Consider the following 23,004-nt stretch of genomic DNA (forward strand, 5'->3'; position numbering starts at 1 on the left):
TGTAGCAATGTTATCTAGTTTTGAGAGAACATAAAAAACTTGTTGACTTTTAAAGTAAATGAGTTATAATAATGATTGTCTCAAAAGAATAATGTCTGGTAATGATGGCAGAGAGGCCACACCCGTTCCCATACCGAACACGGAAGTTAAGCTCTCTAGCGCCGATGGTAGTTGGGACCTTGTCCCTGTGAGAGTAGGACGTTGCCAGGCAATATTATTCCGCAGTAGCTCAGCGGTAGAGCTATCGGCTGTTAACCGATCGGTCGTAGGTTCGATTCCTACCTGCGGAGCCATTGGAGAGCTGTCCGAGTTGGCCGAAGGAGCACGATTGGAAATCGTGTATACGTCACAAGCGTATCAAGGGTTCGAATCCCTTGCTCTCCGCCATAAGGATTTATAATATTTGGCCCGTTGGTCAAGTGGTTAAGACACCGCCCTTTCACGGCGGTAACACGGGTTCGAATCCCGTACGGGTCACCACTTTTGGAGGATTAGCTCAGCTGGGAGAGCACCTGCCTTACAAGCAGGGGGTCGGCGGTTCGATCCCGTCATCCTCCACCATATAAAATTATATGAATAATATTGTCGCGGGGTGGAGCAGTACGGTAGCTCGTCGGGCTCATAACCCGAAGGTCGCAGGTTCAAATCCTGTCCCCGCAACCAAATGGTCCCGTGGTGTAGTGGTTAACATGCCTGCCTGTCACGCAGGAGATCGCCGGTTCGACCCCGGTCGGGACCGCCATTTTAATAAGGCTCGGTAGCTCAGTCGGTAGAGCAGAGGACTGAAAATCCTCGTGTCGGCGGTTCGATTCCGTCCCGAGCCACCATTTTAATAAAATATGCCGGCTTAGCTCAATTGGTAGAGCAACTGACTTGTAATCAGTAGGTTGGGGGTTCAAGTCCTCTAGCCGGCACCATGTAAGTTTCGGAGGGGTAGCGAAGTGGCTAAACGCGGCGGACTGTAAATCCGCTCCTTCGGGTTCGGCAGTTCGAATCTGCCCCCCTCCACCATTTACATAGGGGCATAGTTTAAAGGTAGAACTGAGGTCTCCAAAACCTCCAGTGTGGGTTCGATTCCTACTGCCCCTGCCAAATATATAAATACAACATGGCGGTTGTGGCGAAGTGGTTAACGCACCGGATTGTGGCTCCGGCATTCGTGGGTTCGATTCCCATCAGTCGCCCCATTTTTATTTTAAAAATTACAAATAATCTAATGGATACTTACATATAATTAAGTAAGAATTCGATGGGCTATAGCCAAGCGGTAAGGCAACGGACTTTGACTCCGTCATGCGCTGGTTCGAATCCAGCTAGCCCAGCCATTTTTGCGGAAGTAGTTCAGTGGTAGAATACAACCTTGCCAAGGTTGGGGTCGCGGGTTCGAATCCCGTCTTCCGCTCCATTTAAATTTCATATGGCGGCATAGCCAAGTGGTAAGGCAGAGGTCTGCAAAACCTTTACCACCGGTTCGAATCCGGTTGCCGCCTTTATTATTGTGCCGATGTGGCGGAATTGGCAGACGCGCACGACTCAAAATCGTGTTCCTTCGGGAGTGTCGGTTCGACCCCGACCATCGGTATCGGCGATGTAAAAAGACTCTAACAGAAATGTTAGAGTCTTTTTTGTTAAATTATGTTATGTGATTCTAAAATTCGTAATGAACGTAGAAATTCATGTATAATATAATTTGTTAAATGAGCAAAAGGATAGTGATTTATATTATGTCAGTAATATGAATCAATAATGAACTTTTTACATTTATTTTAAAAAAGTGTTGAATAAACATTATATTTCATATTAATATTTTTATGTAGATTTAAAACGGGAAAGAGAGTGGAAAGTATGGGCCGTAAATGGAACAATATTAAAGACAAGAAAGCATCAAAAGATGCAAATACAAGCCGTATATACGCGAAATTTGGACGTGAAATTTATGTGGCAGCAAAACAAGGCGAACCAGATCCAGAATCAAACCAAACGCTAAGAGTTGTATTAGAGCGTGCGAAAACATACAATGTACCAAGAACCATTATTGATCGTGCGATTGAAAAAGCAAAAGGTGGTTCAGAAGAAAACTACGATGAGCTTCGTTACGAAGGGTTTGGACCAAATGGATCTATGGTAATTGTGGATACACTTACAAATAACGTAAACCGTACTGCAGCAGATGTACGAGCTGCATTTAGCAAAAACAGTGGTAACATGGGCGTAAACGGTTCTGTAGCTTACATGTTTGATGCGACAGCTGTTATCGGTCTTGAAGGTAAAACATCAGATGAAGTTCTTGAAATTTTAATGGAAGCAGATGTAGATGCGCGTGACATTCTAGAAGAAGAAGATGCTGTCATCGTTTATGCTGAACCTGATCAATTCCATTCAGTACAATCTGCACTTAAAGATGCTGGTGTTGAAGAATTTACAGTTGCAGAATTAACAATGCTTGCACAAAATGATGTAGCACTTCCTGAAGATGCTCAAGTACAATTTGAAAAAATGATTGATGCATTAGAAGATTTAGAAGATGTTCAGCAAGTTTACCACAACGTAGACTTAGGAGAATAATATAAGACAGAAGACCCTTTCGTTTAACGAAATGGGTCTCTTTTTTATTGAATTAATTAAGATGATAAAGTTTTAAAGGTGTTTTGTTGTAGTTAGGGAATATGGTTATAGATTGTATATGAAATAATCGTATTTCTAGGAGGTATTTATGTGGAGCATAAAACACCAAAGCATATTGTTGCCGTAGCAGGTTATTTGACAAATGAGAAGAATGAGGTACTTTTAACGAAAGTGCACTGGCGAGCCGATACGTGGGAAATGCCTGGAGGACAGGTAGAAGAAGGAGAAGCACTCGATCAAGCTGTTTGTAGGGAGATAATGGAGGAAACGGGCTTAACTGTGAAGCCTATCGGAGTTACAGGGGTTTATTATAACGCTTCTATGCATATTTTAGCTGTTGTTTTTAAAGTGGCATATGTTAGTGGTGAAATAAAAATTCAATCTGAAGAAATAAAAGAAGCAAAATTTGTTGCTTTAAACGAAGAGAACATCGATGAGTATATAACGCGTCCTCATATGAAATCAAGGACACTTGATGCGATGAAAGCAACGCATTTCATTCCATACGAAACATGGGAAGTTCAGCCGTATAATCTTATAGGAAGAATGTAAAGTTTAGGTTAGGTATTTGAGGACATCTCAAATTGCTAACCTTTTCTTTATGTATACTGTTTCAGAAAAAGGTCAAAATGATAAAGTGAAACTTTAATCAGTAGAGGGTGTTCATCCCCCACTGATTATTAGCCCGTACCAATCGGGCTTTTAGGAGGAGTCCTACTGCCCGCAAATAGCGGAATAATACGAAGGATAGTCTTGATTTGAGGAACGTTTGTTCTGTATAATGGTGATATATCGTATATAATTAGATTGCTAGATGTTTAAAAGTAAAAATTTATAGCTGATATAATAAAAGAATAAAGTATATATTAAGAGGCTTTTATAAGGGATTTAGTGCTTCTTAAGCTCTTTACTTTGACTGGTTATTAAGGGAAACACTACGCCTGCTAATAGTGAGGGAAATAATGTATATTCAACATTTCATATGAGTAGTAGATAAAAAAGGACTGTGATACAATACATTTTTATACCTTACAATGTTGTAAGGTAGGTGTAAGAGAAATCGATGGGATATTCTTTTACAACAAGGTATTCTTAAGTTAAGAGTTATGTATGCTGTGTGGAAAAGAGGTGTTCAAGATGAAAGAACGAGTATTATCTAGAGTGAACTATCATCAAAAAGTTGCATTGAATCCAATAACTAAATTTCTTTATAAAGCCATCATTTTATTATTATTGTTAAGTTGTACATTATTATTCATTGGAAATGTAATGATTGAGCGAAGTGATATTAGTAAACTGCAAGTACCCGCTAAGTTAGAGGTGCCAGAATCATTAACACACGCATTTATTGCGACGGAAGATAAAAGATTTTATCATCATAATGGTTTAGACTATATAGCAATTGTTCGAGCGTCTATTGAAAATATAAAAGCTGGTGGTGTTGTGCAAGGAGGAAGCACGATTACACAGCAGTTATCTAAAAATGCTTTCTTATCTAATGAACGTACATTTTCTCGTAAGTGGAAAGAGATTTTTTATACGAAAAAAATTGAACGTACATTCACGAAAGATGAGATTTTAAAATTATATGTGAGTAATATTTACTACGGAGAAGGGGCATGGGGAATTGAAAAAGCAGCAAACCTTTACTTCGGTAAAAAGGTGGATCAATTAACGTTGGCTGAGAGTGCAATGATGGCTGCTGTAGTAAAAGCGCCAGCTTATTACTCACCTGCACAAAATTATGATAAAGCAGTAGAGAGACGAAATGTAGTTTTAAGACTAATGGAGAAAGAAGGATATATAAATCATGATGAATATGTGCAAGCAGTTAGTGAGAAATTGGTAATTCGTCATGATATAAAAACAGAGCAGTCCGTGTTAAAAAATGCCCGTGAAAAAGCAGTAAGTTAAAAGAAGTTCCTATAGAGGAGCTTCTTTTTTTGAATAAAATGTGACAAATGGCGACACAATATTGTCACAATTGTTGTGTTTTTGTAATTTATGTGAGCGTGTTCATTGCGTGACCTATAAAAGTATTGATATTATGTGTATTGTGTACAATGATGTATACAGAATATGAATTTAAAGAGGAATGTATATGAAATCATCAAACAAACTCATAGCTCTTGGTATAGTTTTTTCTATCGCAGTATTGATTGTAATCGGGACGATTGTGTATAGCATCATAAATGACAAAAAAGATAAAGGGAATGAGATGTTTGCTTATTCTACGCAACAATCTTTAGGGAAAGATGATGCTCCAGTTAAGGTAGTTGAATTTGGCGACTTTAAATGCCCAGCTTGTCGTACGTGGGATGCAACAGTATTACCACGATTAAAAGAAGAATATATTGATAAAGGCAAAGTACAGTTATATTTCATTAACTTCCCATTTATCGGAAAAGATTCTGATTTAGGTGCAGCTGCTGGTGAAGCAATTTATAAACAAGATAAAGATTCATTCTGGATTTTCTATGATGAGATTTATCAAAGTCAAAAGAAAGATACGGAAGAATGGATTACAGAAGAATTACTTCTTAAGATTGTGCAAGACAAGCTTCCAAAAATTAATGTAGAACAATTTAAAAAAGATTTACACAGTAAAGAAATTAAAGACAAAGTACGTAAAGATTCAGATCGTGCTAAAAAATTAAATGTTCAAGGTGCTCCTTCAGTATATATAAATGGAAATCTTGCAAACCCTGATTTCGATAGTATGAAGAAGGCAATTGATAAAGAATTGAAAAAGTGATGAGTATCTCATCACTTTTTCGACTTTTTTCGATAAAATTCTTGCTTCGCATTTTTTTACATGCTATACTACTTTACATAAGTTATTTCAATATCTTATATTTATCTCATATTTGCGGGTGTAGTTTAGTGGTAAAACAAGAGCCTTCCAAGCTCTGGTCGAGAGTTCGATTCTCTTCACCCGCTCCAAATTTTATTTAATGTTTTTCTAATAAATTGTGATCAACGCAGTGTTTCGTTTCCAAGATAAACGAGGCATTGCGTTTTTTAATGTTTGAAAATCATAATTGTATGCGAAAATAGAAGTAAAGAATATTATTCCGAAAGTGAATTGCTAACCAATATAGTCGTTACATAAGGGATGGATTCATCGGAGGAGGCGATTAAGAATGGATTTTGAACAATTAAAGCAAGAAGTAATTGCGTATAGTAAAACGATTGGTATAGATAAAATAGGGTTTGCCAGTGCGTCACCATTTGAGGAATTAAAGCAGCGGCTAATCCAGCAACAACAATTAAATTATCAGTCCGGATTCGAAGAGCCTGACATAGAGAAGAGAACTAATCCACAGCTATTGTTACCTGGTGCGAAATCGATTATTGCGATTGCTTTAGCATATCCTTCAAAATTAAAAAATGCACCGTTAAGTAAGCGGGGAGAACGACGTGGAATTTTTTGTCGCGCTTCTTGGGGACAAGATTATCATCTTGTTTTACGAGATCGTTTGCAAAAGTTAGAGGCATATTTAATCGAAAAACTTCCGGATATAGAAGTGAAATCAATGGTTGATACAGGTGAGCTAAGTGATCGAGCTGTTTCAGAGCGTGCAGGTATTGGGTGGAGTGGTAAGAACTGCGCTATTATTACGCCTGAATTTGGTTCGTATGTATACTTAGGAGAAATGATTACGAATGTTCCATTTCCTCCTGATCAGCCAATAGAAGATCAGTGTGGAAGTTGTACGAAATGTATTGATATTTGTCCTACAGGTGCTTTAATACAAGGTGGACAGTTAGACTCGAAGAAATGTATTGCCTTTTTAACACAGACAAAAGGATTTCTGCCTGAAGAATATCGCGATAAAATAGGAAATCGTATATATGGGTGTGATACATGTCAGACTGTTTGTCCGAAAAATAAAGGAATGGATTTTCATAACCATCCTGAAATGGAGCCAGATCCTGAGGTAGTTAAACCGTTATTAACACCGCTTTTAACAATTAGTAATCGTGATTTTAAAGAGAAGTATGGAATTATGTCTGGTTCATGGAGAGGTAAAAAGCCATTGCAACGAAATGCCATTTTAGCACTTGCACATTTTAAAGAAACAGCAGCAATTCCTGATTTAATTGGTGTTATGAAAGATGACCCAAGGCCAGTACTTCGCGGAACAGCAGCATGGGCACTTGGAAAAATTGGTGGAGATGGAGTAGGCGAAGCCATTGAAAAAGCGATGGGACGCGAGAAGGACGAAGAGGTTCTTCATGAAATGAATCGTGGGCTTGAATTGTTAGCGCAGAAAAAAGAGTAGATAATATCTCCCTTTTTCATATTGTAATATGGGAGGGAGACTGAATGGTTGTAAAAGCGAGTATTGAAAAGCAAGTGCAACAGTTTTTAGCATATATAACAGAGAAACGAACCGATGTGGACGGTATTGCAGAAGATTTATTACAAATGGTACAGAGAAAGAAACAATTGTTTCAAAAACGTAGTGCAGATATAGTGAAAGCGACTGCGGATATTTCTTTCATTAGACAATTAAATAGTAGTGAGCATCAAGAAATTGATTATCAAATACACTTGAAATATTTAATTAAGCATAAAGAATTATTTTATATCGAAGAGGAACAATTAAAACGACGAGTCTGTTTAAGCAATAGCCGTATAATAGATGATTATGCTATTGAAGTGCAAGAAGAGAGTGGAATAGGTGAGACGTTAGAGCGGGAAGTCACGAAAGAAAAATACGGTTCATATCAATATAATCGTTTAGAAGCAGTAAAATATGCAGAGCGCTGGTGGGATGATCGAAATCCTGCGTATCGTAATTTCCCTGATAATTGTACGAATTATATTTCGCAATGTCTTCATACTGGAGAAGTACCAATGAACGGGTATCCTAATATCCGTAAAGGATGGTGGCAAAGAGAAAACCAGTGGAGTTGGAGTTGGGCTGTAGCACACTCTTTTTATTGGTATTTGTCAGGCGCTACAACTGGTCTTCGAGCAGAAGCAGTAGAAAAGCCAGAAGACCTTATTCTTGGTGATGTAATTGTTTATGATTTCGAGGATGATGGTAGGTGGAATCATACGACGATTGTAGTAGCGAAAGATGCAGATGGGATGCCGCTTGTAAATGCACATTCAGCGAATAGCCGTCGGCGTTATTGGAATTATGAAGACTCTAGTAAATACACACCACAAATGAAATATAAATTCTTTCATATTATTAATGGGTAGAGATTTTTCGTTCAAGTGGTATAATACGTAGTAGACAAAAAATAGAGGTGAATATCGCGTGGGAGTACATGTTGTTTTATATCAACCAGAAATTCCAGCAAATACAGGAAATATTGCACGTACTTGTGCAGCAACTGGAACAGAATTACATTTGATTAGACCGCTTGGATTTTCAACGGATGACAAAATGTTAAAGCGTGCAGGATTAGATTATTGGCAGCACGTAAAAATTACGTATTATGATTCAATCGAAGAGTTTTATGAGAAAAATAAAGATGGTGAATTCTTCTATTTAACAAAGTATGGCGAGAAAGCTCATACAGCATTTGATTATAGCAAACGTGAGAAGGATTACTATTTCGTGTTTGGAAGAGAAACAAATGGATTACCAGCTAATGTAATTGAAGAAAACTTCGATCATTGTTTACGTATTCCAATGACGGATAAAGTACGTTCATTAAATTTATCTAATACAGCAGCAATTTTAATTTATGAAGCGTTCCGTCAACAAAATTATCCAGGATTAGATTTAGAAATCGTTTATTAAAAGTCGCCATTTGGCGACTTTTTTATTTAAATAAAAATAATATGTAATCATACATTTTAAAAAAGGTACATATTCATATAGAATGAGATATATGAATAAAAATAGAGAAGACGGGTTGAGATAAATATGAAAGAAAAATATAACAGTCAAAATACCTTTTTAAGTATGATAGATATGGATTTAATAAGACAAGGATTGTTACATGCTATTCAAGATTTAGTATTCATTGTGAAAGTTATTGATGATGAAACTTTTAAATATATATATATGAATAAAATAGGGATGGATCACGCTAGGCTAAGCGAAGAGTGTTACGGAAAAACTTTTGCAGAAGTATTGCCAGAAGGTACGGCGAGAATATTACAAGGGCAATATGTAAAAGTAATGAGAGAAGCGAGAGCGCATACTTTTTGTGATGTAATCAGTTTACCAACTGGTGATATCCATTATGAATCTTCACTTAATCCAGTATACGATGTGGATGGAATATGCCAGTTTATTATTTGTATTACTAGGGATATTACAGCACAGGTTGAGGAAAAGGTGGAAATAGAGGAAAAACAAATGTTATTTAAGTCATTACTAGAATATAATAATGATTCCATTATATCTGTAGACTCTATTGGGAGAATTACATATGCAAATCCAGCAACGTATGAAATATTTGGATATAGATATGAAGAGCTAAGTAATCAATTTGTTTTTCAGTTTATAAATAAGGAATATGAAGAAGCTTTTCAAACTATATTTAAGGGGGCTTTACAGGGAAGGGCAAAACAAGTCGTTGCAAAGAAATATGTTCATAAAGAAGGATATGAGCTTTATATTTCTGTGAGAACTATCCCGATTATTGTGAATGGTGAAATTGTTGGGGTATATATTGTTACGAGAGACGTTACAATGCAAGTATTAAATGAAATGAAAACAGAATATTTGGCTTACTATGATCAGTTAACAGGGCTAATGAATAGAATTTCATGTACAAATAAATTAAATGTTCTTTTAAATGATTATAAAGAGTTTGCTCTTGTTTTTATAGATTTGGATGAATTTCACCTAATTAATGATACATTTGGTCATAAAGAAGGAGATCAAGTATTAAAAAAAGTCACGGAATGCTTACGAAACCAACAAATAGAAGGTATGCACTTATTTAGAGAACACGATGATCAATTTGTTATGTTAATAGAAAATATAACGAAAGAATGCGTAGAGGAAGTTGCACAAACTATATTAAAGAAAATTAGTGAGCATTTTGTAATAGAGGAAGAGGATGTTTATTTAAGTGCATCAATTGGGATTGTAATGGCCCCAAAAGATGGAGTGGATGAAAAAATGCTTTTCCAAAGAGTCGACGCAGCTTTGGAGAAAGCAAAAGAAAAAGGAAAAGGGCATTATTATTTTTATTGTAATGGATTAGATTGTGAACGTGAACAAAGGTTTGTAATAGAAAACCAGTTGCATCGTGCTATAGAGAAAAAGGAATTTTTCCTATATTATCAACCTCAAATCAATATTGAAACAGAAACGATAGCGAGTATGGAAGCTCTAATAAGGTGGGAGAATAAGGGGCTGGGTCTCGTCCCACCAAATCAATTTATTCCACTTGCTGAAAGAACAGGGTTTATTATTAAACTTGATGAATGGGTAGTACATCAAGTTTGTAAGCAAATACGTGAATGGTTAAATAAAGGATATGAAGTTGTACCGATTGCAGTTAATATTTCGGCCAGACATTTTCGTTCTATTACATTAATAGAGATGATTACACGAGCTTTAAAAAAGTACAATGTGCCACCTCATTTATTATCAATAGAAGTTACAGAAGGGGCCCTTATACATAAAGATTTATCGAAAAGAGTGTTATTACAGTTAAAAGAACAAAATTTAAAGATTCATTTGGATGATTTTGGAACGGGATATTCATCTTTAAGTTATTTAAAAACGTATCCAATTGATACGTTAAAAATTGATCGTTCTTTTATGGAAGGTATATATATAGATGAAAGAGATACGAATATTACGGCTGCAATTATTCATTTAGCACATACTCTAGGATTAAATGTAATTGCAGAAGGAGTGGAGAAAGCGGAACAAATACAATTTTTAAAGGAGAAGAATGTGAAACTCGTACAGGGTTATTATTATAATCGCCCTTTATCGATATGCGATGTGGAAAATATTTATTTTAAATAATTTAAAAAAACGAGAAAAAAGTGATGTGCTAAAAAGCACATCACTTTTTATGTGTACCTGGTTTATCGTTATAACCGGATGTGAAAATAGCTGTAAGAAATGTAATTGATACACCTAAAATTAATAATAACTTCATACTAATTTCCTCCTTACTTTTTCGGTTGACGAATTCTATTTATTAATCGAAATGTATGTAAGGTTCTTAGAAGAAAAGAATTTAATAAAAATGAATAGCAAGTTAAAAACGTTAATACCTTTATTATACAGAATTTTCTTTGAATTTTGGAGAGAATTTTATAGCGCTATTATATATTTCGTTTTGATTTAAAGAATGTTTAAGGACATCCTAGCATACCTTTTATAATAATCCGATTGAACAAGGAGATGGGGGAGGAGCTATAATGGATATTCTAAAGAAAATTGAACAGCATCGAGAAGCAGAAGAACGTTTACAATGGGAAGGTACGTTTGCGGAGTATTTGGAGCTTGTGAAAGAAAGACCATGGGTGGCTCAAACAGCACACTCTCGCATTTACAATATGATAAAAGATGCTGGTATTGAAGAAGTTGATGGTAGAAGAAAATATAACTTCTTTAGTAATCAACTATTTGGATTAGAGGATGCCTTAGAACGCCTTGTGGAAGAATATTTTCATCCATCTGCAAAACGATTAGATGTTAGAAAACGTATTTTATTATTAATGGGTCCTGTTAGTGGAGGGAAATCAACACTAGTTACGATGTTGAAACGAGGATTAGAAACATATTCACGAACAGATCGTGGAGCGATTTTTGCAATAAAAGGCTGCCCGATGCATGAAGATCCACTTCATTTAATTCCGCATCATTTACGGGATGATTTCTTTGATGAGTATGGAGTAAGAATTGAAGGGAATTTATCACCATTAAATGTTATGCGTCTAGAGCAAGAATACGGATTGAGAATTGAGGATGTAGTTGTAGAGCGTATTTTCTTCTCTGAAGATCGTCGTACAGGGATTGGTACATTTAGTCCGTCTGATCCAAAATCACAAGATATTGCCGATTTAACAGGTAGTCTAGACTTTTCAACAATTGCAGAATATGGTTCAGAATCAGATCCACGTGCGTATCGATTTGATGGAGAATTAAATAAGGCGAACCGAGGTATGATGGAATTCCAAGAAATGTTAAAATGTGATGAGAAATTTTTATGGCATTTATTATCGCTTACGCAAGAAGGAAATTTCAAAGCAGGAAGATTTGCGCTTATTTCAGCAGATGAATTAATTGTAGCGCATACGAATGAAACAGAGTATCGTTCCTTCATAGCAAACAAGAAAAATGAAGCATTGCATTCACGAATTATTGTAATGCCAGTTCCATATAATTTACGGGTGAGTGAAGAGGAACATATTTATGAAAAAATGATTCGTGAAAGTGATGTATCCAATGTCCACATTGCACCACATACACTTCGAGTTGCAGCAATGTTCACTATTTTAACTCGTTTAAAAGATCCGAAGCGTCCGGATATTGATTTAATTAAAAAGATGCGTTTATATGATGGAGAAACGGTAGAAGGTTATAATGCGATTGATGTAGAGGAGCTGCAACGCGAATATCAAGATGAAGGTATGAAGGGTATTGATCCTCGATATGTCATTAACCGAATTTCTTCTACAATTATTCGAAAAGAGGTACCATCTATTAACGCGTTAGATGTACTTAGATCTTTAAAAGATGGGTTGGATCAGCATCCATCGATTAGTAATGAAGATCGAGAGCGTTATATGAATTTCATCTCATTAGCGAGAAAAGAATACGATGAAATTGCTAAGAAAGAAGTACAAAAAGCGTTTGTTTATTCATACGAAGAATCAGCTAAGACACTTATGGATAATTACTTAGATAACGTCGAGGCGTACTGCAATAAATCAAAATTACGTGATCCGTTAACGGGTGAAGAAATGAGCCCGGATGAAAAACTTATGCGTTCGATTGAAGAGCAAATTGGAATTTCAGAAAATGCTAAGAAAGCATTCCGTGAAGAAATTTTAATTCGTATTTCTGCTTATGCACGTAAAGGAAAACGCTTTGATTATAATTCACACGAACGTCTTCGTGAAGCGATTCAGAAAAAACTATTTGCTGATTTAAAAGATATAGTGAAAATTACAACATCAACGAAAACACCGGACGAAAATCAGCTTAAGAAAATCAATGATGTTGTTGCACGCTTAATTGATGAGCATGGCTATAATTCTTCATCTGCAAATGAACTGTTACGCTATGTAGGTAGTTTGTTAAATCGATAGTCTGATAATAAAAACGCTGTCTCTTGTTCTCGGGACAGCGTTTTTTTATCCACTGATATTTGTAAAAAGTGTCATAGCTTGTCCAAATATAATAAATTAAGATGCAATTTCATGAATTTATTGTCAATTATTTTTACAATATGCATATGATAGAGTAACCAACCATTCATACGAAAAAAGCCAACACAATACAATATGTTGCAAAGCGGAGATGTGTGCAACAATGCGTTGTGTTTCTTTCTTATCAACGGCTGAATGTTTCTTTCTATTATGTGAGTGGCAAAATTTTGTTTAAGATGCTCGGAGTATTGTGCGAAAAATAATTGATATGTTTATGGGATAAGTTTCGATGAACAGTTACTTTTCAAATATTCTAGTTATGCACACTAGAAAACAAAATTATAGATTGCTGTTCATATGAAAGAAAAATACAGTAAGGAGGGAAAGGCATGGGCGAAGAAAATCAACCAAACTATACGATTTCACAGGAAAACTGGTCCCTCCATCGCAAAGGATATGACGACCAACAACGCCATCAGGAAAAAGTACAAGAAGCAATTAAAAATAATTTACCAGACCTTGTAACAGAAGAAAATATTGTTATGTCTAATGGTAGGGATGTTGTGAAAATACCGATTCGTTCTTTAGATGAATATAAGATTAGATATAATTATGATAAAAATAAACATGTAGGGCAAGGAAACGGTGATAGCAAAGTTGGGGATGTCGTTGCGAGAGATGGATCAGGTGGTCAAAAGCAGAAAGGACCAGGAAAAGGGCAAGGAGCGGGAGATGCAGCTGGGGAAGATTATTATGAAGCGGAAGTTTCAATTTTAGAATTAGAGCAAGCGTTTTTCAAAGAGTTAGAGCTACCTAATTTAAAGCGAAAAGAAATGGATGAAAACCGAATTGAGCACATTGAATTTAATGATATTAGAAAAACAGGATTATGGGGAAATATTGATAAGAAGCGAACGATGATATCCGCATATAAACGAAATGCAATGCGCGGTAAAGCATCTTTCCATCCGATTCACCAAGAAGATTTAAAGTTCCGTACTTGGAATGAAGTGTTAAAGCCAGATTCGAAAGCTGTTGTATTAGCGATGATGGATACGAGTGGATCGATGGGAATATGGGAGAAGTATATGGCACGTAGCTTCTTCTTTTGGATGACAAGATTTTTACGCACAAAATATGAAACAGTTGATATTGAGTTTATTGCACATCATACGGAAGCGAAAGTCGTCACAGAAGAAGAGTTTTTCTCAAAAGGTGAGAGCGGCGGAACAATATGTTCTTCTGTATATAAAAAAGCACTTGAGTTAATCGATAATAAATATTCACCAGATCGCTATAATATTTATCCATTCCATTTTTCAGACGGTGATAATTTAACTTCGGATAATGCTAGATGCGTAAAGCTTGTGGAAGAGTTGATGAAGAAGTGTAATATGTTTGGTTATGGGGAAGTGAACCAGTACAACCGCCACAGTACGCTTATGTCGGCATATAAAAATATTAAAGATGAGAATTTCAGATATTATATTTTAAAGCAAAAAGCAGATGTATTTCATGCAATGAAAAGCTTTTTTAGAGAAGAATCTGGAGAGAAAATGGCATAACCCCTTAAAAGGGGTTAATTTTTTTGTAAACTTTTTATTTTTTAGCCTACAATGAGAAACATTATCATTTATTCGAGAAATGATTACATTTTGATTTATATATTTATGAAGGAAATGAAATTATTGAACGGTTAAGTGATACAAATAAATTATTTGTAAGTAAAGAGAATGATAAGTTAGAAGGTTATGTATATGTTGAAGTAAATCCGCAGTTTCATGAAGCGAATATCGAATTTATTGCAACTGCTGTAAATAGTAGGAGAAAAGGTGTTGGAGAGTGTTTATTACAAGCTGCAATTCAGTATATTTTCTCCTTCCAAGGGATGGAAGAGATAGAACTATGTTTGAATACGAATAATGAAAGTGCTATGAAATTGTATAAGAAAGTAGGTTTTGAAGAGAAGTCATGTTTACAGCACTATATAATAGAGTAAAAAACCCATTCGTATGAAAATTACATTTTATACGAATGGGTTTTTTAAATTTACTTTTCCACTTTCAGTAATAACGGATTCAGGACTAATTTGAGGCACGAATTCTTCTTTTAAATGCTTGTCATATAGCGTGTGGAGGAAGTTTTCTTTACCTAGTTTTTCAAGCTCTTTATTTACCCAATCATGCAAAAAGTTCGTTCACTATATGGTCAAAATGTATAAAGAAATAATATGAAATATTGCATTTTACATTATTTTATCTGGATAATATGTTAACTTCTTGAATGGAATATTTAAATAGGAGGAAATAGTGTGAACAAGAAATCAAAGTTCAATAAAGTGATGCTTAGTATTAGTACAATGGCTCTATCGTTAGGAGCAATTCAAACTCATGTGTCAGCGGAAGAAAAAGTACCATATAACGTGTTGAAATCGAAACCGGTCGGAATTGAAAAACCAGTAGATGAAGTTGGACATATTTCGAAAGCTGATGAAACATTATCGTTTCAAGAACGTTTAAAAGTAGGAGACTTTTCACAACGTCCAGCACCTATTATGAAAAGTTCAGTAAGAAAACAAGTTAAAGAAAACTATTCAATGGCTGATTTAAACAAAATGAGTCATCAAGAGTTAATTGAAACGTTAGGGAGTATTAAGTGGAATCAAATTACAGATTTATTCCAGTTTAATGAAGACGCAAAAGCTTTCTATCAAGACAAAGGAAGAATGCAAGTAATTATAGATGAATTAGCTCATAGAGGTAGTACATTTACGAAAGATGATTCAAAGGGAATTCAAACATTTACTGAAGTATTACGTTCGGCTTTTTACCTTGCATTTTATAATAAAGAATTAAGCGATTTAAATGAAAGAAGCTTTCAGGACAAATGTTTACCAGCGTTAAAAGCTATTGCAAAAAATCCAAATTTTAAGCTTGGAACAAATGAGCAAGATGCAGTAGTATCTGCATACGGTAAATTAATTAGTAATGCTTCAAGTGATGTTGAAACGGTTCAATACGCAACTAGTATTTTAAAGCAGTATAACGATAATTTTGCTGCATATGTTAGTGATCGTATGAAAGGACAAGCAGTATACGATATTATGCAAGGCATCGATTATGATATGCAATCTTATTTATTTGAAACTCGTAAAGAAGCAAAAGATACAATGTGGTATGGGAAAGTAGATGGATTTATTAATGAGATTAATCGCATTGCTCTTCTAAATCAAGTAACATCAGAAAATAAGTGGCTTATAAATAATGGAATTTATTTTGCTAGTCGTTTAGGAAAGTTTCATAGTAATCCAAATAAAGGCTTAGAAGTTGTAACACAAGCAATGTATATGTATCCACGTCTAAGTGAAGCTTATTTTGTTGCGGTAGAACAAATTACAACTAATTATAACGGGAAAGATTATAACGGAAATACGATAGATTTAGAAAAGATACGTGAAGAAGGAAAACAGCAGTACTTACCAAAAACGTACACATTCGACGATGGATCTATTGTATTTAAAACAGGAGATAAAGTATCAGAAGAAAAAATTAAGAGGTTATACTGGGCAGCAAAGGAAGTAAAGGCGCAATATCATCGTGTAATCGGTAATGATAAAGCTTTAGAACAAGGTAATGCAGACGATGTATTAACGATAGTAATCTATAACACTCCAGATGAATATCAGCTAAATAGACAACTGTACGGATATGAAACAAACAACGGTGGAATTTATATTGAAGAGACAGGCACATTCTTTACATATGAGCGTACGCCAGAACAAAGTATTTATAGTTTAGAAGAGTTATTCCGTCATGAGTTTACTCATTATCTTCAAGGAAGATATGAGGTTCCAGGTTTATTTGGAAGAGGAGATATGTATCAAAATGAAAGATTAACTTGGTTCCAAGAAGGGAATGCGGAATTTTTTGCGGGATCTACTCGTACGAATAACGTTGTACCGAGAAAGAGCATAATTAGTGGCTTATCATCTGATCCTGCAAGCCGTTATACAGCAGAGCGTACACTATTTGCTAAATATGGTTCTTGGGATTTCTATAACTACTCGTTCGCATTGCAGTCTTACTTATATACGCATCAATTTGAAACATTTGATAAAATTCAAGATTTAATTCGTGCGAATGACGTGAAAAATTATGATACGTATCGTGAGACTTTGAGTAAAGATTCGAAATTAAATAAAGAGTATCAAGAGTATATGCAGCAGTTAATTGATAATCAAGATAAGTACAATGTGCCGGAAGTAGCAGATGATTATTTAGCTGAACATGCACCAAAAGCATTAACAGCAGTAAAGAAAGAAATTAACGATACGTTGCATATGAAAGATGCAAAAATGACAAAGCATACATCTCAATTCTTCAATACATTTACATTAGAAGGTACGTATACAGGTAATGTAACGAAGGGTGAATCAGAAGATTGGAAAGCAATGAGTAAAAGAGTAAATGAAGCTTTAGAACAATTGGCGCAAAAAGAATGGAGTGGCTACAAAACTGTTACAGCATACTTCGTCAATTATCGTGTGAATAGCTCCAATCAATTTGAATATGATGTAGTCTTCCATGGTATTGCAAAAGATGAAGAAGAAAATAAAGCTCCGACGGTTAATATAAATGGCCCTTACAATGGGCTTGTAAAGGAAGGCATTCAATTTAAGAGTGATGGTTCAAACGATGAAGATGGAAAAATCGTTTCTTATTTATGGGACTTTGGAGATGGGAATACAAGCACAGAAGTTAATCCATTACATGCATATGAAAAGGCAGGAACATATAAAGCAACATTAACAGTGAAAGATGATAAAGGAAAAGAAAGCAAAAGTGAAACAGCGGTTACGATTAAAGATGGGAGTTTAATAGAATCCGAACCAAACAATCGTCCAGATGAAGCAAATCGTATCGGACTAAATACCACTATTAAAGGTAGTCTTATTGGTGGGGATCATACGGACGTTTATACATTTAATGTGGCATCAGCGAAAGATATCGATATTTCTGTTCTAAATGAATATGGAATTGGGATGACATGGGTGCTTCACCACGAATCAGATATGCAAAATTACGCAGCTTACGGTCAAGCCAATGGAAATCATATAGAAGCAAAATTCAATGCAAAACCGGGCAAATATTACTTGTATGTATATAAATATGATAATGGTGATGGAACGTACTCATTATCAGTAAAATAAGTGTTCTTCCAATGTATGTTTCACTTTACTTTTTGTGGAAAATAATATATTATATAGATATATAATATATCGGTTATTTTCTAGGAGGAGCCTGTCACAATAGGTTTCTCCTGTTCTTTTTTAGAGACCTGTCTTACAGGTTTTTCTTTAAAGGATAAATAACTGAAAATTAAGAATAATAATCTTTGAAAGAGGTGGGGCATACACATAACAAAAAAGGATTGTTTAAGAAAGGGGGATAAGAAATGGTCTTGTTTGGTTATCCACTTGAAACAATTTATTTATACGGATTTATAATTGCTACTATACTCACTGTTATTTATATCTTCTTTGGAGATATATTTGAATCAATATTTAGTTTTGGAGGCGGATCTGTATCCGTTGTTACTTTATTACTTAGTTTTTTCGCCATGTTATGTGGACTTAGTTATATAGGAGAATATTTATTTTCCTTTAATAGCATTATTATTTTTGGGGGCTCATTTGCTATATCCTTTATTGGTGTATTTATAATGAAAATACTAATTTTAAAGCCGATTGCAGAAGCAGAACAAAACACTGTGCAACGTATGGATGAATTCATTGGTTGTAAGGGAGAAGTCATTACGACAATTCCTACAGAAGGGTTTGGTGAAGTATTAATCTCCTCTCAATTTGGAAGTAATGCAATTCTAGCTAAAACAATTGGGAAAAAAGATATTCCACAAGGAACTGAAGTTATTATCGAGGGAGTTCAAGATGGTGTTTTGCTTGTACAAAACATAGCTTATTCTTTAAAGAAGCCAAAATTATAAGGGGGAATTTACATGACGATTCCATTAATTATCGGTGGAGTTTTACTCGCAATTTTAATTCTACTCATTTTAGTGTTCATTACGAAGTATCGTACAGTTGGCCCAGACGAAGCATTAATTGTAACAGGGAACTGGCTTGGTGGTGGAAAGAATGTTGTTACCACTGATGATGGAAAGAAGATTAAGATTATCCGCGGTGGCGGTACTTTCATAGTTCCAATTATGCAAAGAGGAGAGCCTCTTAGCTTATTAAACTACAAATTAGAAGTTGGAACACGTGATACGTATACGAAACAAGGTGTACCGATTACAGTAAACGGTGTTTCTATTATTAAAGTAGGATCGACAATTGAAGAAGTATCTACAGCAGCTGAACAATATTTAGGAAAAGAAACGGAAGAGTTAAAAATAGAAGCAAAGGAAGTTTTAGAAGGGCATCTACGTGCTATCTTATCTTCTATGACAGTAGAAGATGCTTATAGTAACAGAGAGCAATTTGCTCAAAAGGTGCATGAAGTAGCTTCGACTGATTTGAAGAAAATGGGTCTTCGCATCGTTTCCTTTACAATTAAAGAAATAATGGATAAAAACGGGTACTTAGATGCACTTGGTCAGCCACAAATTGCAATGGTTAAGCGTGATGCAACAGTTGCGAATGCAGAGCGTGAAAAAGAGGCACGAATTGAAAAAGCTCGTGCTGAGAAAGAAGCGAAAGAAGCTGAATATCAACGTGATGCACAAATCGCTGAAGCTGAAAAACATAAGGAATTAAAAGTACAGTCTTATAAGAGAGACCAAGAACAAGCTCGTGCAGATGCGGATCTTTCTTACGAATTGCAACAGGCGAAAGCGCAACAAGGTGTTACAGAAGAGCAAATGCGAGTTAAAATCATTGAGCGTGAAAAGCAAATTGAGTTAGAAGAAAAAGAGATCGCACGTCGTGAAAAGCAATATGATGCAGAAGTAAAGAAAAAGGCAGATGCAGATCGCTATGCTGTTGAACAATCAGCTGAAGCGGAAAAAGTAAAACAAATGAAAAAAGCAGATGCGGATCAATATAAAATTGAAGCAGAAGCAAGAGCACGTGCAGAAGAAGTTCGTGTGGAAGGTTTAGCAAAAGCAGAAATTGAAAAAGCACAAGGTCAGGCGAAGGCAGAAGTACAAAAGGCACAAGGTACAGCGGAAGCAGATGTTATTAGGTTAAAAGGTTTAGCAGAAGCAGAAGCGAAACAAAAAATTGCAGAAGCATTTGAATTATATGGGCAAGCCGCGATTATGGATATGGTCCTTAAAATGCTTCCAAGTTATGCGAAAGAAGTTGCGAGTCCACTTAGCAATATTGATAAAATTACAGTCGTTGATACAGGCGGCGGTGGCAAGAATAGCGGCGCCGGGAAAGTTGCAGGGTATGCGACAGATTTAATGGCAACAATGCAAGAAACTTTAAAAGCCTCTTCTGGTATTGATTTAAAAGAATTACTAGAAGGATTCGCTGGAAAAGGTGCTGTGCAGCAACTATCAAATGATAAACCTGTCGTATCTGTAGTAGAAGATGAGAAAAAAGAAGTAGAAAAAGATAGAGAATAGTAAAATAGGAAGAACCTCTAGTAAATATGATACTAGAGGTTCTTCCGTGAAATATAATATTTCGAATAATATAAAATTTTTATATAGTGTTTTAATTATTTAATTTCTATAGAATGAGAAATGTATGCAAAAATTCTTCAAATGTAGAGAAAGATGAGGAAAAGAGATAGAGAGTCTCATCAATGTAATTGTATCGTATGATTTATATAAAGGGATTAAAAGTAAAATAATTGCATTTAAACGGTATGGAGGGATAGAAATATGTTTCAAGGAAAATTAAGGAGTAGTGGTTTAAAAACAAAGTTATTTGTATCATTTATTATTATTTTAATTCTTCCAAGTATTGTAATTGGTTGGACGTCTTATCAACAGGCAAAGACAAACTTTAATGAAACAATTTTACAATCAGCAAAAGATAACATAAAGATTTTAAATAATGTAATTAATAAAGAGTTAGATAGTAAGAAAGTAGACGTAGCATACTTTACAAAGCTATTTACTGGGGCGAGTTATCAAGCTGATCAGCTTCAAAACGTACAGAATAAATTAGAAGAATATAATAAATTACATCCAGAAATGGAAGCAATCTATACGGGATCTAGTAATGGACAATTTGTTCAATCACCAGCTATTCAAATGCCAGAAGGATATAATCCTACAGAAAGAGAGTGGTACAAAGAGGCAGTGAAAAAAAGCGGAGAAGTGATTATCACAGCTCCATATAAATCAAAAACGACAGGAAATATTGTTATTACAATAGCAAAACAAAATGAGGATAAAAGTGGCGTCCTCGGTATTGATTTAATTATTAATGATATTGTAAACACTTCAAAAATGGTTAATATCGGTAAACAAGGGTATGCTGCAATTTTTGATCAAGATAAAAATGTGGTAGCACATCCAACGCTGAAGCCGGGGGATAAGGTAGAAGAAAAACTTGAAAAAGAGCTGTACAAACAGGAAATAGGTGATTTTAAATTTTCATTAGATGGTGAGGATCGCAATATCACTTTTAAAACGAATAAGATAACTGGATGGAAAATAGCAGGAATTATGCCTTCAAAAGAAATTATTGAAGCGGCTGAACCTATTTTCTATAAAACAATAACTGTTCTTGGAATTTCATTAATAATTGGTGGAATTGTAATTTACTTCATAATTGCTTCTATTATTAAACCGTTAAAACAACTTGTTATATCAGCAAGGAAAATTAGCGAAGGTGACTTAACGGAATCAATTACTGTTCGTTCGAAGGATGAAATTGGACAGTTAGGAGAAAGTTTTAATGAGATGGCGGCATCATTACATGATGTAATTTCAAATATTAATACTTCAGCTGGTCATGTAGCAGCCTCTTCGGAAGAATTAACAGCTAGCATGAAGCAAGCAAGTGAAGCGACGGAACAAATTACACAAGCAATGGAACAAGTATCGAGTGGAGCAGAAATACAAACGCGGGAAGTTGAAGAAGGAGCGACTTTGTTAGAAGAAGTTACAGAAGGAATTCAGCGTGTTGCGGATAGCTCTTCATTAGTATCTACAGCGTCTATGTACACGAAGCAAAAAGCTGAAGATGGTGGAAAGTTGGTTGAACAAACTGTGAATCAAATGCAATTAATTCATGAATCTGTTTCACAGTCAGACAAAGTCATTTCTTTATTAGATGATAAGTCGAAGCAAATTGGAGCTATTCTAGAAGTGATTCAACATATTGCAGAGCAGACAAACTTATTAGCATTAAATGCTGCAATTGAGGCTGCAAGAGCTGGAGAGCAAGGAAGAGGTTTTGCAATTGTAGCGGATGAAGTGCGGAAATTAGCAGAACAATCGGGACAGTCTTCTACGGAAATTGGCAAGCTAGTGAAAGAGATACAATTTGATATAAAAGAAACTGTAAGCTCTATGAATCAAGTTGGGACAGAGGTACAATCAGGGCTTGTAGTTGCAAATGAAACGAAACAAAGCTTTGTAGAAATATTGAAATCTACAAATGATACAGTTGTACAAATTGATAGTATGGTAGAAGTAGCGAAACGAATGACGATAGATGCAAAACAAGTAAGTGCATCTATTAATGAAATTGCAGCAACGATTGAAGAAAATGCAGCAAGTGTTCAAAATATTGCTGGCTCCTCTGAAGAACAAGTAGCCTCAGTAGAAGAAATAAATTCAGCAGCAGTTCACCTATCGCAAATGGCTGAAGAATTACAAGAGATGATTGGTAAGTTCAAAGTATAATAACAAATATTAAGAAACGAGGTAGTAGTTTTACTTCGTTTCTTTTTTTGTGACGACGATCATGAGATAAATTGAAGAAATATATAGTAATCGTGTTATGATTAAATACGGAAATAAAAGACAGTATTTTCTTTAAATTCTATCTTTATCCCGCTATTTGTGGGCAGTAAGACTCCCACCTCAAAATTCGGCTGTAAAGCAAAGGAGTTAGTTGGGAGTCTTACTGCCCGTAA

At 35.2% G+C, this 23,004-nt stretch carries 15 protein-coding genes, 16 tRNA genes, 1 rRNA gene and 2 pseudogenes; 33 read left to right on the forward strand and 1 reads right to left on the reverse strand.

Annotation, left to right across the window (positions count from 1 at the left end; genetic code table 11):
• The first annotated feature begins 94 nt into the window (after positions 1-94).
• The 28 genes and pseudogenes from rrf to VK90_RS28010 all read left to right on the forward strand — a co-directional run.
• Positions 95-210, forward strand: a 5S ribosomal RNA gene (rrf, locus tag VK90_RS03965).
• A gap of 8 nt (positions 211-218) precedes the next feature.
• Positions 219-293 (forward strand) — tRNA-Asn (locus VK90_RS03970).
• A 2-nt stretch (positions 294-295) separates the two neighbouring features.
• Positions 296-387, forward strand: a tRNA-Ser gene (locus VK90_RS03975).
• 18 nt (positions 388-405) lie between these two features.
• Positions 406-480: transfer RNA gene (locus VK90_RS03980), tRNA-Glu, on the forward strand.
• 5 nt (positions 481-485) lie between these two features.
• A tRNA-Val gene (locus tag VK90_RS03985) sits at positions 486-561 on the forward strand.
• A 25-nt stretch (positions 562-586) separates the two neighbouring features.
• Positions 587-663, forward strand: a tRNA-Met gene (locus VK90_RS03990).
• A 3-nt stretch (positions 664-666) separates the two neighbouring features.
• Positions 667-742: transfer RNA gene (locus tag VK90_RS03995), tRNA-Asp, on the forward strand.
• A gap of 9 nt (positions 743-751) precedes the next feature.
• A tRNA-Phe gene (locus VK90_RS04000) sits at positions 752-827 on the forward strand.
• Positions 828-841: 14 nt separating this feature from the next.
• Positions 842-917, forward strand: a tRNA-Thr gene (locus tag VK90_RS04005).
• A 10-nt stretch (positions 918-927) separates the two neighbouring features.
• Positions 928-1,011: transfer RNA gene (locus tag VK90_RS04010), tRNA-Tyr, on the forward strand.
• A gap of 7 nt (positions 1,012-1,018) precedes the next feature.
• Positions 1,019-1,092: transfer RNA gene (locus VK90_RS04015), tRNA-Trp, on the forward strand.
• Positions 1,093-1,111: 19 nt separating this feature from the next.
• A tRNA-His gene (locus tag VK90_RS04020) sits at positions 1,112-1,187 on the forward strand.
• A 63-nt stretch (positions 1,188-1,250) separates the two neighbouring features.
• Positions 1,251-1,325 (forward strand) — tRNA-Gln (locus VK90_RS04025).
• Positions 1,326-1,330: 5 nt separating this feature from the next.
• A tRNA-Gly gene (locus VK90_RS04030) sits at positions 1,331-1,405 on the forward strand.
• 14 nt (positions 1,406-1,419) lie between these two features.
• Positions 1,420-1,490, forward strand: a tRNA-Cys gene (locus VK90_RS04035).
• 10 nt (positions 1,491-1,500) lie between these two features.
• A tRNA-Leu gene (locus VK90_RS04040) sits at positions 1,501-1,582 on the forward strand.
• Between the two features lie 263 nt (positions 1,583-1,845).
• Positions 1,846-2,565: a YebC/PmpR family DNA-binding transcriptional regulator gene (locus tag VK90_RS04045; RefSeq protein ID WP_048370605.1), complete on the forward strand. Its 720-nt coding sequence runs from the start codon at positions 1,846-1,848 to the stop codon at positions 2,563-2,565.
• 150 nt (positions 2,566-2,715) lie between these two features.
• Positions 2,716-3,177, forward strand: coding sequence for an NUDIX hydrolase (locus VK90_RS04050; RefSeq protein WP_048370607.1), 462 nt, complete (start codon positions 2,716-2,718; stop codon positions 3,175-3,177).
• Between the two features lie 585 nt (positions 3,178-3,762).
• Positions 3,763-4,539 (forward strand): transglycosylase domain-containing protein, encoded by a 777-nt coding sequence (locus tag VK90_RS04055; protein ID WP_048370608.1) that lies wholly within the window; start codon positions 3,763-3,765, stop codon positions 4,537-4,539.
• Positions 4,540-4,726: 187 nt separating this feature from the next.
• Positions 4,727-5,380 (forward strand): DsbA family protein, encoded by a 654-nt coding sequence (locus VK90_RS04060; protein WP_048370610.1) that lies wholly within the window; start codon positions 4,727-4,729, stop codon positions 5,378-5,380.
• A gap of 114 nt (positions 5,381-5,494) precedes the next feature.
• A tRNA-Gly gene (locus VK90_RS04065) sits at positions 5,495-5,568 on the forward strand.
• Positions 5,569-5,768: 200 nt separating this feature from the next.
• Positions 5,769-6,911, forward strand: a complete 1,143-nt coding sequence (queG, locus tag VK90_RS04070; protein ID WP_048370612.1) for a tRNA epoxyqueuosine(34) reductase QueG — start codon at positions 5,769-5,771, stop codon at positions 6,909-6,911.
• A 44-nt stretch (positions 6,912-6,955) separates the two neighbouring features.
• On the forward strand, positions 6,956-7,843 hold the full coding sequence (locus VK90_RS04075; protein ID WP_048370614.1) for an amidase domain-containing protein: 888 nt from the start codon (positions 6,956-6,958) through the stop codon (positions 7,841-7,843).
• A gap of 58 nt (positions 7,844-7,901) precedes the next feature.
• Entirely contained in the window at positions 7,902-8,390 is a 489-nt protein-coding gene (gene trmL / locus VK90_RS04080) for a tRNA (uridine(34)/cytosine(34)/5-carboxymethylaminomethyluridine(34)-2'-O)-methyltransferase TrmL (RefSeq protein WP_000538147.1), read from the forward strand.
• Positions 8,391-8,516: 126 nt separating this feature from the next.
• Complete coding sequence (locus tag VK90_RS04085; protein WP_048370617.1) at positions 8,517-10,586, forward strand: sensor domain-containing protein; 2,070 nt, start codon at positions 8,517-8,519, stop codon at positions 10,584-10,586.
• A 401-nt stretch (positions 10,587-10,987) separates the two neighbouring features.
• The gene (locus VK90_RS04090; protein WP_025149731.1) at positions 10,988-12,883 is read left to right on the forward strand and encodes a PrkA family serine protein kinase; all 1,896 of its coding nucleotides are present in this window, start codon (positions 10,988-10,990) and stop codon (positions 12,881-12,883) included.
• Between the two features lie 449 nt (positions 12,884-13,332).
• The gene (yhbH, locus tag VK90_RS04095) at positions 13,333-14,508 is read left to right on the forward strand and encodes a sporulation protein YhbH (RefSeq protein ID WP_002174772.1); all 1,176 of its coding nucleotides are present in this window, start codon (positions 13,333-13,335) and stop codon (positions 14,506-14,508) included.
• 104 nt (positions 14,509-14,612) lie between these two features.
• Positions 14,613-14,942, forward strand: a pseudogene (locus tag VK90_RS28010) (GNAT family N-acetyltransferase); the annotation flags it as partial.
• A gap of 27 nt (positions 14,943-14,969) precedes the next feature.
• On the opposite strand, the gene VK90_RS30120 reads toward VK90_RS28010, so the two are convergent.
• The gene (locus VK90_RS30120) at positions 14,970-15,131 is read right to left on the reverse strand and encodes a hypothetical protein (RefSeq protein WP_231595824.1); all 162 of its coding nucleotides are present in this window, start codon (positions 15,129-15,131) and stop codon (positions 14,970-14,972) included.
• Positions 15,132-15,254: 123 nt separating this feature from the next.
• On the opposite strand from VK90_RS30120, the gene colA reads away from it, so the two are divergent.
• From colA to VK90_RS31350, 5 genes and pseudogenes are all read left to right on the forward strand, one after another.
• The gene (gene colA / locus VK90_RS04100; protein ID WP_048370621.1) at positions 15,255-18,152 is read left to right on the forward strand and encodes a collagenase ColA; all 2,898 of its coding nucleotides are present in this window, start codon (positions 15,255-15,257) and stop codon (positions 18,150-18,152) included.
• Positions 18,153-18,397: 245 nt separating this feature from the next.
• On the forward strand, positions 18,398-18,946 hold the full coding sequence (locus VK90_RS04105) for an NfeD family protein (RefSeq protein ID WP_048370623.1): 549 nt from the start codon (positions 18,398-18,400) through the stop codon (positions 18,944-18,946).
• Between the two features lie 12 nt (positions 18,947-18,958).
• Complete coding sequence (locus VK90_RS04110) at positions 18,959-20,533, forward strand: flotillin family protein (protein ID WP_048370624.1); 1,575 nt, start codon at positions 18,959-18,961, stop codon at positions 20,531-20,533.
• Between the two features lie 261 nt (positions 20,534-20,794).
• A pseudogene (locus VK90_RS31345) lies at positions 20,795-21,832 on the forward strand (HAMP domain-containing protein); the annotation flags it as partial.
• 120 nt (positions 21,833-21,952) lie between these two features.
• On the forward strand, positions 21,953-22,771 hold the full coding sequence (locus tag VK90_RS31350; protein WP_375141031.1) for a methyl-accepting chemotaxis protein: 819 nt from the start codon (positions 21,953-21,955) through the stop codon (positions 22,769-22,771).
• The last annotated feature ends 233 nt before the right edge of the window (positions 22,772-23,004 follow it).

Source organism: Bacillus sp. LK2 (genome assembly GCF_001043575.1).
In the GTDB taxonomy this organism is placed as follows: domain Bacteria; phylum Bacillota; class Bacilli; order Bacillales; family Bacillaceae_G; genus Bacillus_A; species Bacillus_A paramycoides.

Excerpts from the sequence above, each read along its gene's own strand:
- VK90_RS04045 (WP_048370605.1), top strand. The coding sequence starts at position 1,846 with ATGGGCCGTAAATGGAACAATATTAAAGACAAGAAAGCATCAAAAGAT.
- VK90_RS04055 (WP_048370608.1), top strand. The coding sequence starts at position 3,763 with ATGAAAGAACGAGTATTATCTAGAGTGAACTATCATCAAAAAGTTGCA.
- VK90_RS04060 (WP_048370610.1), top strand. The coding sequence starts at position 4,727 with ATGAAATCATCAAACAAACTCATAGCTCTTGGTATAGTTTTTTCTATC.
- queG (WP_048370612.1), top strand. The coding sequence starts at position 5,769 with ATGGATTTTGAACAATTAAAGCAAGAAGTAATTGCGTATAGTAAAACG.
- VK90_RS04075 (WP_048370614.1), top strand. The coding sequence starts at position 6,956 with ATGGTTGTAAAAGCGAGTATTGAAAAGCAAGTGCAACAGTTTTTAGCA.
- VK90_RS04085 (WP_048370617.1), top strand. The coding sequence starts at position 8,517 with ATGAAAGAAAAATATAACAGTCAAAATACCTTTTTAAGTATGATAGAT.
- VK90_RS04090 (WP_025149731.1), top strand. The coding sequence starts at position 10,988 with ATGGATATTCTAAAGAAAATTGAACAGCATCGAGAAGCAGAAGAACGT.
- yhbH (WP_002174772.1), top strand. The coding sequence starts at position 13,333 with ATGGGCGAAGAAAATCAACCAAACTATACGATTTCACAGGAAAACTGG.
- VK90_RS04105 (WP_048370623.1), top strand. The coding sequence starts at position 18,398 with ATGGTCTTGTTTGGTTATCCACTTGAAACAATTTATTTATACGGATTT.
- VK90_RS04110 (WP_048370624.1), top strand. The coding sequence starts at position 18,959 with ATGACGATTCCATTAATTATCGGTGGAGTTTTACTCGCAATTTTAATT.
- VK90_RS31350 (WP_375141031.1), top strand. The coding sequence starts at position 21,953 with ATGGAACAAGTATCGAGTGGAGCAGAAATACAAACGCGGGAAGTTGAA.